Raw genomic sequence first — 14,846 nt, 5'->3', positions numbered from 1 at the left:
CGGGGCGGGGCGGGGGGGCGTCGCGCCCGGGCGCGCCGGGGGGGAGGGGCGGCGGGCGGCGCGGGCCGCGCGGGGGCGGGGGCGGCGAGCTGGAGGTGGCCGTGGCCGTCGGGCAGCGCCGCGCGGGCGGGCGCGCCCGGGCCGGACCCGGGATCCGGCGGGGTGACCCGCAGGGTGGACTCGCCGATCCGCAGCAGGGCGCCGCCCTCCAGCGGGACGGCCTCCTCGGGCGGTCCGGGCGGGACGATCCGGCCGTCCAGGGTGGTGCCGTTGGTGGAGCCGAGGTCTCGCACGGTGACCCGGCCGTCCTCCCCGAGGTGCAGCGCGAGGTGGAGGCGGGAGACGTCGGGGTCGTCGAGCGGGACGTCGGCCTCGCCGGAGCGGCCGACCCGGATCTCCCGGCCGTGCAGGCGGTGCACGCCGCCGGCGTCGGGGCCGCCGACCACCCGCAGCTCGGCGGCGGCCGCGCCGTCGTCCGGGTCGTCGGCGGTCGGGTCGGGCTCGTTGAGGCTGAGGACGGCGCCGTCGAGCAGCGGGGGGTGGCCGAGCAGGGTGTGCTCGTCCACCCGGTGCGCCCCGGCGTACAGGTGTACATGGGTGGCGGCTCGTGGGCCGCGCACGCCCACGGCGCCCGCGAGGGCGCCCGCGAGGGAGCCGAGCGCGGTGCCGACGGGCGCGGTGACCAGCACGTCCACGTAGGGGATGGCGGAGCCGGCGGCTGCCGGGCCGCTGCGCGGTCGGAGGACGGTCAGCCGGATCTGCATCTCGCCCGCGGTCCCTTCTGCTGGTGCTGACGCCTGGTGCTGACGCTTGCTGCCCGGGCTGCCTGCGGTGGACGCCCCTGCGGGCGGCTGCGACGACGGTGGGCCACAAGAGTGGCGACTGTCATCCTGCCATCCGTCACCGACAGTCCGCGCACGGTACCGGATTTGACGATCTTGCGATCATCGCCATGGTGGGGGCGACGGAGGGTCAGGTCAACCGTCCCCCCGAACGCCCCGCCCGCCGGCCTCGGGGACCCCCCTAGGGGATGTCCCCCAGACCCGTCCGGAACCCTCGCCGGTCGCCCCGAAAACGTGAACGGACCCGGTTAGAGTGGCCGCAACACGGGCCCGGCAGGCTCACCGCACCTGCGGAGGAGCGCCCCGCGCGGGCGGCACGGCGAGGAGTGCGACAGGTGCGGCCAGTCGGCAGCAAGTATCTGCTTGAGGAGACCCTCGGACGGGGGGCCACCGGCACCGTCTGGCGCGGACGGGTCCGCGCGGATGTCGCGGTGCCCGGCAGCGAGCCCGGGCAGCCGGTGGCGATCAAGGTGCTGCGCGAGGAGCTCGCGGCCGACCCCGACGTGGTGATGCGCTTCCTGCGCGAGCGCTCGCTGCTGCTGCGGCTGACCCACCCCAACATCGTCAAGGTCCGCGACCTGGTGGTCGAGGGTGAGCTGCTGGCCCTGGTGATGGACCTGATCGAGGGCCCCGACCTGGCCCGCTACCTGCGCGGCAACGGTCCGTTCAGCCCGATCGCCGGCGCCCTGCTGATGGCCCAGGTCGCCGACGCGCTGGCGGCCAGCCACGCCGACGGCGTCGTCCACCGCGACCTCAAGCCGGCCAACGTGCTGCTCGCCTCCACCGTGGTGGACGGCACCGAGCAGATGCACCCGATGCTGACCGACTTCGGCATCGCCCGCCTCGCCGACTCTCCCGGCATCACCCGCACCCACGAGTTCGTCGGCACTCCGGCGTACGTCGCGCCCGAGTCCGCCGAGGGCCGCCCGCAGACCTCCGCGGTGGACGTCTACGGCGCCGGGATCATGCTGTACGAGCTGGTCACCGGTCGCCAGCCGTTCCAGGGCGACGGCCCGCTGCAGATCCTCCAGGCGCACCTCGCCCAGGAGCCGCAGCGGCCCTCCACCATGCCCGACCCGCTCTGGACGGTGATCGAGCGCTGCCTGCGCAAGGACCCGGCGCAGCGGCCGAGCGCCGTCGCGCTGGCCCGCGCGCTGCGGGTGGTCGCGGCCGGGGTCGGCGTGCACGCCTCCCCGGCGGCGGTGGACGCGGCGCTCGCGGTGGGCGCGCTGCTGCTGCCGGACCCGCAGCCGGCCGCCGTGCCGGGCAACCCGCCGGGCGTCCTGCCCGACGCCGCCGCGGGCGGGCCGGGTACGGAGGACCGGACCCAGGTGCTGCCGGCCGGCCAGCCGGGCGGGCAGCACTACGACCCGGCCGCCGCGACCCGGGTGATGGGAACCCAGCCGCCGCCGGCCGCCCCGTACGGCGCCGCGGACCGCACCCAGGTGATGCCGCCCACCCCGCCGGGACCGCCGCAGCCGGAGGCGCCGCACCCCTGGCAGAGCCAGCTGCGCGCCGCCCGCGACCGCAACCAGCAGACCGAGATCGGCTACTTCGACCCGGCGGACTTCGAGGCTCCCCCGGTCGCCCCGCCGCCCTACCAGGCCCGACCGGGCGGCCGACCCGACCAGGGCGGCCAGGGCGGTCAGCCCCGGCCGCAGGGCTACCCCCAGCAGCCGCCGCCGCGCGGCTACCAGCAGGCCCCGCCGCCCGGCTACGCCCAGCGCCCGCCGGTGGCCCCGCCGCCCTACCAGGCGGGGCAGGGGGGCCAGGCCCCCGGCGGCCGCCCGCAGCCGCCGGGCGGCTACAACCAGGCCCCGCAGCACAACCAGGCCCCGCAGCCCTACGGGCAGCAGCAGCCGCAGGCCGGCCCGCCCGGCGGCTACCAGGCCCCGCCGCCGCCCGCGCCGCAGCGCCGGGCGGAGCCGCCCGCCCCGCAGCGGCGGGAGCCCCCGCAGCGCCGCGAGGCACCGCCGGAGCCCGCCCGGCGGGAGGCCGCGCCGGCCCGCGAGCCGCGCCGGCGCAGCCGCAACCGGATGTACATCCCGGGCCTCGGCTGCCTCAAGGGCTGTCTGATGGTGCTGCTGGTGCTGGCCGTGGCGGCGGTGGCGCTGTGGAACTTCACGCCGCTCCCGCAGTACTGGGCCGACGTCCAGGACTGGTTCAGCCGTGCGAGCGACTGGGTGAGCAATATCGTCGGCAGCTCGAAGAACTGACCGCGGGGGCCCGGCGCCGTGCCAGGGGCCGGGCCCGGCGGCAACATTGACGCTTTATCGACAATCCACGAGATTTCTCGCCCGCCAGTGCCTGCCGAGCGCCCTCAGGCGGCCCGCGAAGGGCGTTCGGGCGCGTAGGTTGGTCGCTGTTGTCCCGCCCCACCGAGCGCACCGGACCCTCCCCCGCGCGCTCCCGCCGCCCACGGAGCAGCATTGGCACGCAAGATCGGCAGCCGCTACACCGTCCACCAGGTGATCGGCCGGGGTTCCGCCGGGACGGTCTGGCTCGGTGAGGGCCCGGACGGCCCGGTCGCGGTCAAGCTGCTGCGCGAGGACCTCGCCGCCGACCAGGTCCTGGTCGGCCGCTTCGTCCAGGAGCGCGCCGCGCTGACCAGCCTCGACCACCCCCGGGTGGTGGGCGTGCGCGACATGGTGGTCGACGGCAGCGACCTCGCCCTGGTGATGGAGCTGGTCCAGGGCACCGACCTGCGCTCCCGGCTGGAGCGCGACGGCGCGCTCGCCCCGCAGACCGCCGTCTCGGTCATCGCCGACGTCGCCGACGGCCTGGCCGCCGCGCACGCCGCCGGCATCGTCCACCGCGACGTCAAGCCGGAGAACGTCCTGCTCGACCTCGCCGCCGCGCCCGGCCCCGGCGGCGCCCCGCGCGCCAAGCTGACCGACTTCGGCGTGGCCCGCCTGGTCGACGCCCCGCGCCGGACCCGCGCCACCCGGATCATCGGCACCCCCGACTACCTCGCCCCCGAGATCATCGAGGGCCTGGAGCCGCGCGCCGCCGTCGACATCTACGCGCTCGCCACCGTGCTCTACGAGCTGCTGGCCGGCTCCACCCCGTTCGGCGGCGGCCACACCGGCGCCGTGCTGCGCCGCCACGTCACCGAGCAGGTGCCGCCCGTCCCCGGTCTGCCCGACGGCCTCTGGCGGATCATCGCCGAGTGCCTGGCCAAGGCCCCGGCCTCCCGGCTGCGCGCCGCCGAGCTGGCCACCCGGCTCCGCGAGCAGCTGCCCGCGCTGGCCGGACTGCCGGTGCTCGCCGTCCCGCAGCAGGGCCGGACCCCGGCCGAGGAGCAGCTGACCCCCGGCGAGGCGGTGTACGCCGAGGTGGACGCCGCCCCCGGCGCCCACAAGCGCCGCCGCGGCCCGGCCGTCCCGCTGGTGCCCGGGGTCGCCCCCGACTCCACCCGGGACACCCACACCAGCCTGCGCCGCCCCTCCGCGCAGGAGCTGGCCTCCTACGCCGCCGAGTCCCGGGCGCAGCGCACCGCCCCGGGCGCCGCCCACCGCCGGGACCGCCAGGCCCTGCTGCGCCGCCGCCGGCTGCTGGCCGTCCTGCTGGCCACCGTGCTGCTGCTGGCCGGTGCGGCCGCCGCCTGGACCGCCTTCGCCGCCACCGCGCCGGAGGGCGGGCAGGCGCCCCGCCCGGCCGTCCACTCCGCGCCGCCGCGGGCCCCGTAGGAGGCCCGGCGACCCCGGTGTCGCCAGGTGCCCCCCCGGAACCATTACCCTGGGTGCGTGGCAGCCGTCGATCCTTCCGAAGAGCTCAAGAACCTCGACACGACCATGGGGTCGATCGAGGCAGTCCTCGACCTGGACAAGATCCGGGCCGACATCGCGCGTCTGGAGGAGGAGGCAGCCGCCCCCGACCTGTGGGACGACCTCGCGAACGCGCAGAAGGTGACCAGCCGGCTCTCCTTCCTCCAGGGTGAACTGCGCCGCGTCGAAGGCCTGCGCAGCCGCATCGACGACCTGGGCGTCCTGTTCGAGCTCGCCGAGGCCGAGGACGACGCGGACACCCGCGTCGAGGCCGAGCAGGAGCTCGGGGTCGTCATGAAGGCGGTCGAGGAGCTGGAGGTCCGCACCCTCCTGTCCGGCGAGTACGACGCCCGCGAGGCGCTGATCAACATCCGCGCCGAGGCCGGTGGCGTGGACGCCGCCGACTTCGCCGAGCAGCTGATGCGGATGTACCTGCGCTGGGCCGAGCGGCACGGGTACCCCACCGAGGTGTACGACACCTCGTACGCGGAGGAGGCCGGCATCAAGTCCGCGACCTTCACCGTCAAGGCGCCCTACGCCTACGGCACCCTCTCGGTCGAGCAGGGCACCCACCGCCTGGTCCGCATCTCGCCCTTCGACAACCAGGGCCGCCGGCAGACCTCGTTCGCCGGTGTCGAGGTGCTCCCCGTCGTCGAGCAGTCCGACCACGTCGACATCGACGAGTCCGAGCTGCGGATCGACGTCTACCGCGCGTCCGGCCCCGGCGGCCAGGGCGTCAACACCACCGACTCGGCGGTGCGCATCACGCACCTCCCGACCGGCGTCGTGGTCTCCTGCCAGAACGAGCGCTCGCAGATCCAGAACAAGGCGTCCGCGATGAACGTCCTCCAGGCCAAGCTGCTGGAGCGGCGGCGCCAGGAGGAGCGGGCGGCCATGGACGCGCTGAAGGACAGCGGCAGCTCCTGGGGCAACCAGATGCGCTCCTACGTGCTGCACCCGTACCAGATGGTGAAGGACGTCCGCACCGAGTACGAGGTCGGCAACCCGCAGGGCGTGCTGGACGGCGACATCGACGGCTTCATCGAGGCCGGCATCCGCTGGCGCAAGCAGCGCGAGACCGCCGCGAACTGAGCGTGAACGACGGAAGGCCCCCGACGGAGATCTTGGAACCAAGGATCCGTCGGGGGCCTTCCGGCTGTCCGTCGTGGCTCAGGCCAGCGCCTGCCGGGCGATCAGTGCCACCGCGATCAGCCCGGCCAGCAGGGCCAGCAGCATCACGGGGGAGAGCGCGGCGAACGGGCCCTGCTGCTCCTGCAGCCGGGCCCGGTTGGCGCGGCACACGGGGCAGCGGCCATCGCTCACGCGGCCGTTGCAGTTGGCGCACACCAGATGGTCGCAGGTCATGCGATCTCCTCCTCGCTGCTACTGCCAACGCACCGGACGGGGCTTTGGTTCCTGTTCTTGCCCTGTGCGGGGGAGTGGCCGACCCCGGCCACCACCTCCACTCTGCCAGGTTCCGACCGTTCCGGCCCCCGGGCTGTGAGATGCCTCCAAATTTTCCGGGCATAACCGGACATTGTCTCCCAAGATGAGGTTTCCGTCCCGGACCGGCCCTGCGAGCCGGACGCCGGTTCGCGTATGGTCCCAAGCCGGGAGCGGCCCTTTCCGCTCCCGCCGCCCGCCCCCGGGCCGGGCGCCCGGGGTGGACCGACCGAGGACTGGCGCCGCCTAGGATGGCCTCCGTGATGCAGCCGTGATCAGATTCGACAACGTCTCCAAGACCTATCCCAAGCAGAACCGTCCCGCCCTGGACAACGTCTCGCTGGAGATCGAGAAGGGTGAGTTCGTCTTCCTGGTCGGTTCGTCCGGCTCGGGCAAGTCCACCTTCCTGCGCCTGTGCCTGCGCGAGGAGCGCCCCAGCACCGGCGAGGTGCACGTGATGGGCAAGGACCTGGGCAAGCTGTCCAACTGGAAGGTGCCGCACATGCGCCGCCAGCTGGGCACCGTCTTCCAGGACTTCCGCCTGCTGCCCAACAAGACGGTCGCGCAGAACGTGGCCTTCGCCCTCGAAGTGATCGGCAAGCCCAAGAGCGCCATCAACAAGGTGGTGCCCGAGGTGCTGGACCTGGTCGGCCTCGGCGGCAAGGAGGACCGCATGCCGGGCGAGCTCTCCGGTGGTGAGCAGCAGCGCGTGGCGATCGCCCGGGCGTTCGTGAACCGCCCGATGCTGCTGATCGCGGACGAGCCCACCGGCAACCTCGACCCGCAGAACTCGGTCGGCATCATGAAGCTGCTGGACCGGATCAACCGCACCGGCACCACGGTGCTGATGGCCACGCACGACCAGGCCATCGTCGACCAGATGCGCAAGCGCGTCATCGAACTCGACAAGGGGCTGCTGGTCCGCGACCAGGCCCGCGGCGTCTACGGGTACCAGCACTGATCCCGTAGGCCGCCGGCCCGTCTCGCCCGACCAGCCTCAGACCCTGGAGTTGTTACCCGCATGCGCGCCCAGTTCGTCCTGTCGGAGATCGGTGTGGGTCTCCGCCGCAACCTGACGATGACCATCGCGGTGGTCGTCAGTGTCGCGCTCTCCCTCGCCCTCGCCGGTGCCTCCCTGCTGGTTCGTGACCAGGTGAACTCCATGAAGGGGTACTGGTACGACAAGGTCGAGGTGAGCATCTACTTCTGCACCAAGGCGGATGCCCGCAACTCGCCGCAGTGCCAGGCGGGTGCGGCCACCGACCAGCAGATCGCCGACATCAAGACCCAGCTCGACAAGATGGACTCGGTCGTCCAGTCCTCCGTGTTCGAGGACTCCGCCGAGGCCTACAAGCACTGGAAGGAGATGAACCCGGACAACCCGCTCATCTCCGTCCTCGGCCCGGAGGCCATCCCGCAGTCCTGGCGGGTGAAGCTGAACGACCCGACCAAGTACGACGTCATCCAGAGCGCCTTCGCGGGCAAGCCCGGGGTGAAGTCGGTCGAGGACCAGCGCAAGATCCTGGAGAACCTGTTCGGCCTGCTGAACGGCCTCCAGACCGCGGCCTTCGTGATCATGGTGCTGATGCTCTTCGTCGCGTTGCTGCTGATCGTGAACACCGTCCGGGTGTCGGCGTTCAGCAGGCGGCGCGAGACCGGCATCATGCGCCTGGTCGGTGCCTCGAACTTCTACGTCCAGATGCCCTTCATCGCCGAGGCGGCGTTCGCCGCGCTGCTCGGCGCGGTGATGGCCTCCGGACTGCTGCTCGGCGGGCACTTCTTCGTCCACAGCTGGCTGGCCGAGCGGGTGCAGTTCATCCACTTCATCGGGCTCGGTTCGGTGCTGGCGGTGATACCGCTGCTGGTGGTGGTCGGTATGGGCATGGCCGGCATCGCGGCGTTCTTCACCCTGCGCAAGTACCTCAAGGTCTGACCCCGCACGGCCCCGACGGCCCCGGACGGCACTGCGCCGTCCGGGGCCGTCGGGGTTTCGCCGTCGGCCGATCCGGCCCACCGCCCCGCACGCTGCGCCTACACTCCGATGCCATGCCAGAAACTCCGCGCAGAGCACGTCAGGTGGTCACCCTCAGCCTGGTGTTCGGCGCCGTGCTGCTGGCCGGGGCCGCGACCGGTGCCTGGGGCGACCCGGCCGCGCCGCACCCGCGCCCCTCCGGCGACGCGGCTCCGGCCGCCGTCGCCACGGTCGGGGCCGGCCAGGACCCGGCCGGCGCGGCCCTCTCCGAGCAGCAGGCCGAGCACCTGATCGGCGCCACCGGCGACCGCTGGGGCGCCTACTACAGCGCGCGGGAGTACGCCGAGTTCAGCCAGGGCCTGGACGGCCGCTACCTCGGCGTGGGGCTCTCGGTCGGCCGCGGCCAGGACGGCGTCACCACCGTCTCCCAGGTGCTGCCGGCCGGTCCGGCCGCCGCCGCCGGGATCGCGGTGGGCGACCGGCTGCTGACGATCGACGCGGACCAGGCCGACCGGCTGCCGGTCACCGAGGTGGTCGCCCGGCTGCGCGGCCGCGAGGGCGAGCGCCAGGCCGGCTCCGAGGTGACCCTGACCGTCCGGCGCGGCGAGGGCGAGGTCCGCGAGGTCCGGCTGCGCCGGGCCCTGCTGGACAGTCAGCAGGTCGCGGTGGAGCGGCTGGACAAGGGGGTCGTGCGGATCACCGTGCGGGCCTTCACCAGCGGCGTCGCCGAGCAGGTGCGCGCCGCCGTGCACGGCGCCCACGGGGTGGTGCTCGACCTGCGGGGGAACTCCGGCGGGCTGGTCGAGGAGGCCGCCGGCACCGCCGCGGTCTTCCTGGACGGCGGCGCGGTCGGCTCCTACCAGGAGCGCGGCGGGACGCGCGAGCTGACCGCCCCGCCCGGCGGCGACCAGCGCACCCCGCTGGTGGTGCTGGTGGACGGCGGCACCATGAGCGCCGCCGAGCTGCTCACCGGCGCCCTCCAGGACCGCAGCCGGGCCGTCGTGGTGGGCGGCCGGACCTTCGGCAAGGGCACCGTCCAGCAGCCCAGCCGGCTGGCCGACGGCGCGGTGCTGGAGCTGACCGTCGGGCGCTACTACACCCCCGCCGGCCGCTCCCCGGAGGGCGTCGGCCTGGTGCCCGACGTGCCCGCGTCCGGCACCGAGGACGCCGGCGCGCTGGCCCTGCGGGTGCTCGCCGGCCTCGGCACCCGGACCTGAGGCACCGCGGGTAAAGGAGCTGCCCGCCACCGCGTCGAGGTGCGAGAATGGCGGCGCTATGGCAAAGGAAACCGGACACAAGCTGATCGCGCAGAACAAGAAGGCGCGACACGAGTACACCATCCTCGACACCTACGAGTGCGGTCTCGTGCTCACCGGCACCGAGGTCAAGTCACTGCGCGAGGGGCGGGCCAACCTGGTCGACGGCTATGCCTACATCCAGAACCACGAGGCCTGGATCGACAACGTCTTCATCCCCGAGTACACCCAGGGGACGTGGACCAACCACGCCGCGCGGCGCAAGCGCAAGCTGCTGCTGCACCGGCTGGAGATCCACAAGATCGAGGCGAAGGTCCGGGACGCGGGCCACACCCTGATCCCGCTCTCGCTGTACTTCAAGGACGGCCGGGTGAAGCTCGAACTGGCACTCGCCGTCGGCAAGAAGCTGTACGACAAGCGCCAGACGCTGCGGGAGAAGCAGGACACCCGCGAGACGGCCCGCGCCGTGGCCGCCGCCCGGCGGCGCCAGCAGTGACCCGGCGGCCACGTCGGAGTTAATCCGCTGGACCCTCGCAGGCCGCCTCGCGTAGTATGGCGCCAGCACCACGGACGGTTCGCCGTCCGAGTTGTTTCTCAACAAAACATGGGGATGATCGGTTTCGACAGGGGAAGTCGAAACAGGAGAAGCGAGCCGAGGAACGCGGCAATGATCTCGTTAACCATCTGTCGCAAACAAATAATCGCCAACTCTAAGCGCGATTCCCAGCAGTTCGCTCTCGCTGCCTAAATAGCACCGATAGCGCTTGGGTGTCAGACCGGGGAGTTCCCGACCCGGACCCTGGCATAATCTAGGGAACTCAACCGTCCACCCGGGCTGCGGGGGTGGAGGGGAAATCAAACAGCAGCTGGGCCTGTTGGCGGCTTGTCCGCGTGACCGCCAGGGCCGAGAAAATCACAGCGGACTGCGCTCGGAGAAGTCCTGAATCCACTCCACTGGACCCGGGTTCGATTCCCGGCATCTCCACCACCCCATGTTTGAAGATCGAAGGCCGCCCACCGCTCAGCGGGGGGCGGCCTTCGTGCGTCCCGGGCCCCGTCCGGAGCCTCCCGCGCCACATTCCGGCCCTGGTGCGGCGCGGGGGAGGGGTGGGGGCGTAGGATTTTCCGTCCGCTCGTTTCGCCGGGCCGGACCCCATCCATCGCAGGACGTACGTCAGGGGGCTTCTTGGGCGAGACCGGCTCCACCCAGTACTCCGCCGCAACCACCGAGGCCATGCAGAGCAACACGGACACCACCGCCGTCACCGATTCCGAGACCGTCCGCGAGCGCGAGATCGCCGGGGAACAGCGTCACCTCGACACGGTCTACCACCGCCTGGAGGAGAAGCTCGCCGAGGCCGAGTACATCCTGGAGGACGCCGCCAAGCGCGTGCAGGTCGGCACCCCCGGCGCGCTCGCCGAGCGCGACGCCCAGGTGTACCGAGCCGGCGCGCACCTCCAGCGGCTCAACAACGAATTCGAGGACTTCCTCTTCGGCCGGATCGACCTCCAGCAGGCCGACGCGCCGGAGGAGCACGGCATCCCCTCGGACACCCCGCTCGACCCGGCCGACCCGGCCGTCGCCGAGACCCTGCACATCGGCCGGCTCGGGGTGCTGGACGCCGAGTACGGCCCGCTGGTGATCGACTGGCGGGCGCCCGCGGCGGCGCCGTTCTACCGCGCCACGCCGCTGGAGCCGGGCCGGGTGGTCCGCCGCCGGGTGATCCGGTCCAAGGGCCGCCGGGTGATCGGGGTCGAGGACGACCTGCTCCGCCCCGACCTGACCCCCACCCTGGACGGCCGCGAGCTGGCCGTGGTCGGCGACGGCGCGCTGATGGCCTCGCTCGGCCGGGCCCGCAGCCACTCGATGCGCGACATCGTCTCGTCCATCCAGAAGGAGCAGGACGAGGTGATCCGCGCCGCCGCGGCCGGGGCCACCCTGGTCACCGGCGGTCCCGGCACCGGCAAGACCGCCGTCGCCCTGCACCGCGCCGCCTTCCTGCTCTACCAGGACCGCCGCCGCTACGCCGGGGGCATCCTGGTGGTCTCCCCGACCCCGCTGCTGGTCTCCTACACCGAGGGCGTGCTGCCCTCGCTCGGCGAGGAGGGGCAGGTCGCCGTCCGCGCGGTCGGCTCGCTGGTGGACGGCATCGAGGCGGGCACCTACGACACCCCGGAGGCGGCCCGGATCAAGGGCTCGGCCCGGATGACGCAGCTGCTGCGCCGGGCCGCCAGGGGCGCCCTGGAGCTGGGCGCGCCGCAGGAGCTCAAGGTGGTCGCCCGCGGCGAGGTGCTGCGGCTGGACGCCGGCCGGCTGAAGGCCGTCCGCGGCCACGTGATCGGCTCCGGCGGCACCCCGCTGAACCTGCTGCGCCCGCGCGCCCGCAGGCTGCTGCTGGACGCACTCTGGCAGGAGCTCACCCGGCACCTGCCCAGGCCCGCCGACCACTACGCCCGGGAGCAGCGCCAGGAGGAGAAGGAGTCCTTCGACGACTACGTCTCGGACGAGGCGCCGTTCCTGGACTTCCTGGACGCCTGGTGGCCCGCGCTGACCCCGCGTCGGGTGCTCGCCACGCTGAAGCAGAGCCGGCACACCAACCGGATCGCCCGTCGCGCCGTCACCCCGGAGGAGGCCAGGGTGCTGGCCGGCTCCTGGCGGCACCTGTCCGAGCGCGGCGAGGGCGCGCTGTCGGCGCACGACGTGGCGCTGGTGGACGAGCTCCAGGTGCTGCTCGGCGAGGCGGCCCGCCCGAGGGTCCGCGAGGTGGACGCGGTGGACCTGCTGAGCGGGCTGGACGAGGTCACCACCTTCGCCGACCGCAGCTCCAGACAGCGGGAGAAGGTGCCGGTGGAGCGCACCGAGTACGCGCACATCATCGTGGACGAGGCGCAGGACCTCACCCCGATGCAGTGGCGGATGATCGGGCGCCGCGCCCGGATGGCCACCTGGACGATCGTCGGCGACCCGGCGCAGTCCTCCTGGCCGTTCCCGCAGGAGGCGCAGGCCGCGCTGGACGAGGTGCTGGCCGGCAAGCCGCGCCGGCGGTTCACGCTGACCGTGAACTACCGCAACCCCGCGGAGATCGCCGAGGTCGCGGCCAAGGTGCTGGCGCTGGCGGCCCCGGGCACGCCCTCGCCGAGCGCGGTGCGTCACGTCGGCGTGGAGCCGCGCTTCGCGGCCGTCACCGATCCGTCGCCCCGGGCCTTCGGCGCGGCGGCCCGGGCGGAGCTGGAGCGGCTGCTGGCGGAGGTGGACGGCACCGTGGCGGTCGTCGTGCCGATGGACCGGCGGGCCGAGGCGGCCGGCTGGATCGAGGGCCTGGGCGCCCGCGCGGTGGCCCTGGGCAGCCTGGAGGCCAAGGGCCTGGAGTACGACGCCACCGTGGTGGCCGACCCGACCGGGATCGCCGGCGAGTCGGAGGCCGGTCTGCGGGTGCTCTACGTGGCCCTCACCCGGGCGACCCAGCGGCTGACGGTGCTCTCCGGTCCGGACGACCTGCCGGACGCGGCCGGGGTGCCGGCGCTGCTGCACGGCTGACCGACCGTCGCGTGCCGCGGGCACGAAGAAGGCCCCTCACCGGTGGTGAGGGGCCTTCAGACGTTGATGACACCGACCCGCCATGCTCGCCTCGCGGCAAGTGGTCCCTCGAAGGGACGAAGGTTGGGCCCGGGGGCTTGGATCGAGCCGGTGTCCCGTCCAATGTAACGCATCTGCCCGGGGAGGCAAGAAGTTGTCGAGTCCGCACACTCAATGAACGTTATTTCTGGCTTCGCCCTGGTAGGTGCGACGATCGAGGTCTAGCATGCGCAGGCGAAGGGCTTCAACATTCTGTTGAAGCAGCTGACGGACGGAAGAAGGAAACGTCGATGGCGACGGTGCCCAGTGTCTCCAACTCGATCACGGTGCGGCTGGAGGTCCCGGCCAGGGGCAACGCCGTCAGTGCGATCACCACGGCGGTCGAGTCCTCCGGCGGCTCGGTCACCGGCCTCGACGTGACCGCCTCCGGCCTGGAGGCCCTGCGGATCGACGTGACGGTGGCCGCGTCCTCGGTCGCGCACGGCGAGGAGATCGTCGAGAAGCTCCGCACCATCGACGGCGTGTCGATCGGCAAGGTCTCGGACCGCACCTTCCTGATGCACCTCGGCGGCAAGATCGAGATGTCCTCGAAGCTCCCGATCCGCAACCGTGACGACCTGAGCATGATCTACACCCCGGGTGTCGCCCGGGTCTGCATGGCGATCGCCGAGAACCCCGAGGACGCCCGCCGCCTGACCATCAAGCGCAACAGCGTCGCCGTGGTCACCGACGGCTCCGCGGTGCTGGGCCTGGGCAACATCGGCCCGGCGGCCGCGCTGCCGGTGATGGAGGGCAAGGCGGCCCTGTTCAAGCGCTTCGCCGGCATCGACGCCTGGCCGATCTGCCTGGACACCCAGGACACCGACGAGATCGTGGCCATCGTCAAGGCGATCGCCCCCGGCTTCGCCGGCATCAACCTGGAGGACATCTCCGCGCCGCGCTGCTTCGAGATCGAGGCCCGGCTGCGCGAGGCCCTGGACATCCCGGTCTTCCACGACGACCAGCACGGCACCGCGATCGTGGTGCTGGCGGCGCTGACCAACGCGCTCAAGGTGGTCGGCAAGGAGATCGGCGACATCCGGGTGGTGATGTCGGGCGCCGGCGCCGCCGGCACCGCGATCCTCAAGCTGCTGCTGGCGGCCGGCGTCGAGCACGCCACCGTCGCGGACGTGCTGGGCGTGGTCCACCAGGGCCGTGAGGACCTCAACGACTCGCTGCGCTGGATCGCCGAGCACACCAACCGCTCGGGTCGCACCGGCAGCCTCAAGGAGGCCGTGGCGGGCGCCGACGTCTTCATCGGCGTCTCGGCCCCGAACGTGCTGGACGGCGACGACCTGGCCACCATGGCCGAGGACGCGATCGTCTTCGCGCTGGCCAACCCGGACCCGGAGGTCGACCCGGCGATCGCCCGCCAGACCGCCGCGGTGGTCGCCACCGGCCGCAGCGACTTCCCGAACCAGATCAACAACGTGCTGGTCTTCCCGGGTGTCTTCCGCGGCCTGCTGGACGCGCAGAGCCGGACCGTCAACACCGAGATGATGATCGCCGCCGCCCGCGCGCTGGCCACCACCGTCGCGGACGACGAGCTGAACGCCAACTACATCATCCCGAGCGTCTTCCACAAGGACGTCGCCAAGACCGTGGCCGCCGCGGTCCGGGACGCCGCCCTGGCCGGCCCCCAGGAGGAGCAGGCGCCGTCCCGGCCGACCCCGGGCATCGTCGGCACGCTCGACACCTCGTCCTTCCCCGTCTTCAAGCTCTGATGGCGGTACGCGACAGGTGTCGCGGATCGGTCAAATGACCGATTAGCGTCCTTACCCGCCCAAGCCCGCCCCGAACCCTTGCGACACAAGGGCGAGGGGCGTGTTTGGGCTTGTCGGGCCTAGGGCGTACGGTAGCCCTGCACGGGGCAGGCGTGTCCGACAAGTACGGAACGTCCCCCTGGTCTTCCGGCGCGTCGTCCCGACCGCCGCCCGCGCCCGGTCCGCC

11 protein-coding genes and 1 other RNA gene are annotated in these 14,846 nt (G+C 73.0%); 10 read left to right on the top strand and 2 right to left on the bottom strand.

Going from position 1 to position 14,846, the window contains the following annotated elements:
- Positions 1–764 (bottom strand): FHA domain-containing protein (locus ABT263_RS33455; RefSeq protein ID WP_352296296.1); only part of this gene is annotated, 764 nt, incomplete at its 3' end.
- 413 nt (positions 765–1,177) lie between these two features.
- Here ABT263_RS33455 and ABT263_RS33450 point away from each other — a divergent pair.
- The 3 genes from ABT263_RS33450 to prfB all read left to right on the top strand — a co-directional run bounded on the left by ABT263_RS33450 (position 1,178) and on the right by prfB (position 5,701).
- Positions 1,178–3,058, top strand: coding sequence for a serine/threonine-protein kinase (locus ABT263_RS33450; RefSeq protein ID WP_352296293.1), 1,881 nt, complete (start codon positions 1,178–1,180; stop codon positions 3,056–3,058).
- A gap of 213 nt (positions 3,059–3,271) precedes the next feature.
- Complete coding sequence (locus tag ABT263_RS33445; RefSeq protein ID WP_352296290.1) at positions 3,272–4,531, top strand: serine/threonine-protein kinase; 1,260 nt, start codon at positions 3,272–3,274, stop codon at positions 4,529–4,531.
- Positions 4,532–4,588: 57 nt separating this feature from the next.
- The gene (gene prfB, locus ABT263_RS33440; protein ID WP_329487884.1) at positions 4,589–5,701 is read left to right on the top strand and encodes a peptide chain release factor 2; all 1,113 of its coding nucleotides are present in this window, start codon (positions 4,589–4,591) and stop codon (positions 5,699–5,701) included.
- A 78-nt stretch (positions 5,702–5,779) separates the two neighbouring features.
- On the opposite strand, the gene ABT263_RS33435 is transcribed toward prfB, so the two are convergent.
- A complete protein-coding gene (locus ABT263_RS33435) occupies positions 5,780–5,974 on the bottom strand; it encodes a hypothetical protein (protein ID WP_329487883.1) in 195 nt (64 codons plus the stop codon).
- A 349-nt stretch (positions 5,975–6,323) separates the two neighbouring features.
- On the opposite strand from ABT263_RS33435, the gene ftsE reads away from it, so the two are divergent.
- The 7 genes from ftsE to ABT263_RS33400 all read left to right on the top strand — a co-directional run bounded on the left by ftsE (position 6,324) and on the right by ABT263_RS33400 (position 14,620).
- A complete protein-coding gene (gene ftsE / locus ABT263_RS33430; protein ID WP_329487882.1) occupies positions 6,324–7,013 on the top strand; it encodes a cell division ATP-binding protein FtsE in 690 nt (229 codons plus the stop codon).
- A 60-nt stretch (positions 7,014–7,073) separates the two neighbouring features.
- Entirely contained in the window at positions 7,074–7,985 is a 912-nt protein-coding gene (ftsX, locus tag ABT263_RS33425; RefSeq protein WP_329487881.1) for a permease-like cell division protein FtsX, read from the top strand.
- 113 nt (positions 7,986–8,098) lie between these two features.
- A complete protein-coding gene (locus tag ABT263_RS33420; RefSeq protein ID WP_352296287.1) occupies positions 8,099–9,241 on the top strand; it encodes a S41 family peptidase in 1,143 nt (380 codons plus the stop codon).
- A 58-nt stretch (positions 9,242–9,299) separates the two neighbouring features.
- Complete coding sequence (gene smpB, locus ABT263_RS33415; RefSeq protein WP_329487879.1) at positions 9,300–9,776, top strand: SsrA-binding protein SmpB; 477 nt, start codon at positions 9,300–9,302, stop codon at positions 9,774–9,776.
- A 110-nt stretch (positions 9,777–9,886) separates the two neighbouring features.
- Positions 9,887–10,268, top strand: a transfer-messenger RNA (tmRNA) gene (ssrA, locus tag ABT263_RS33410).
- Positions 10,269–10,514: 246 nt separating this feature from the next.
- On the top strand, positions 10,515–12,818 hold the full coding sequence (locus ABT263_RS33405) for a HelD family protein (protein WP_352296299.1): 2,304 nt from the start codon (positions 10,515–10,517) through the stop codon (positions 12,816–12,818).
- A gap of 329 nt (positions 12,819–13,147) precedes the next feature.
- Complete coding sequence (locus ABT263_RS33400) at positions 13,148–14,620, top strand: NAD-dependent malic enzyme (protein WP_329487878.1); 1,473 nt, start codon at positions 13,148–13,150, stop codon at positions 14,618–14,620.
- The last annotated feature ends 226 nt before the right edge of the window (positions 14,621–14,846 follow it).

The sequence above is a fragment of the Kitasatospora sp. NPDC001603 genome (genome assembly GCF_040298365.1).
In the GTDB taxonomy this organism is placed as follows: Bacteria; Actinomycetota; Actinomycetes; order Streptomycetales; family Streptomycetaceae; genus Kitasatospora.
This window is presented reverse-complemented; position numbering and strand designations above follow the sequence as displayed.

Coding starts and splice junctions, on each gene's coding strand:
- ABT263_RS33435 (WP_329487883.1), bottom strand. CDS start 5,974: ATGACCTGCGACCATCTGGTGTGCGCCAACTGCAACGGCCGCGTGAGC.
- ftsX (WP_329487881.1), top strand. CDS start 7,074: ATGCGCGCCCAGTTCGTCCTGTCGGAGATCGGTGTGGGTCTCCGCCGC.
- ABT263_RS33420 (WP_352296287.1), top strand. CDS start 8,099: ATGCCAGAAACTCCGCGCAGAGCACGTCAGGTGGTCACCCTCAGCCTG.
- smpB (WP_329487879.1), top strand. CDS start 9,300: ATGGCAAAGGAAACCGGACACAAGCTGATCGCGCAGAACAAGAAGGCG.
- ABT263_RS33405 (WP_352296299.1), top strand. CDS start 10,515: ATGCAGAGCAACACGGACACCACCGCCGTCACCGATTCCGAGACCGTC.
- ABT263_RS33400 (WP_329487878.1), top strand. CDS start 13,148: ATGGCGACGGTGCCCAGTGTCTCCAACTCGATCACGGTGCGGCTGGAG.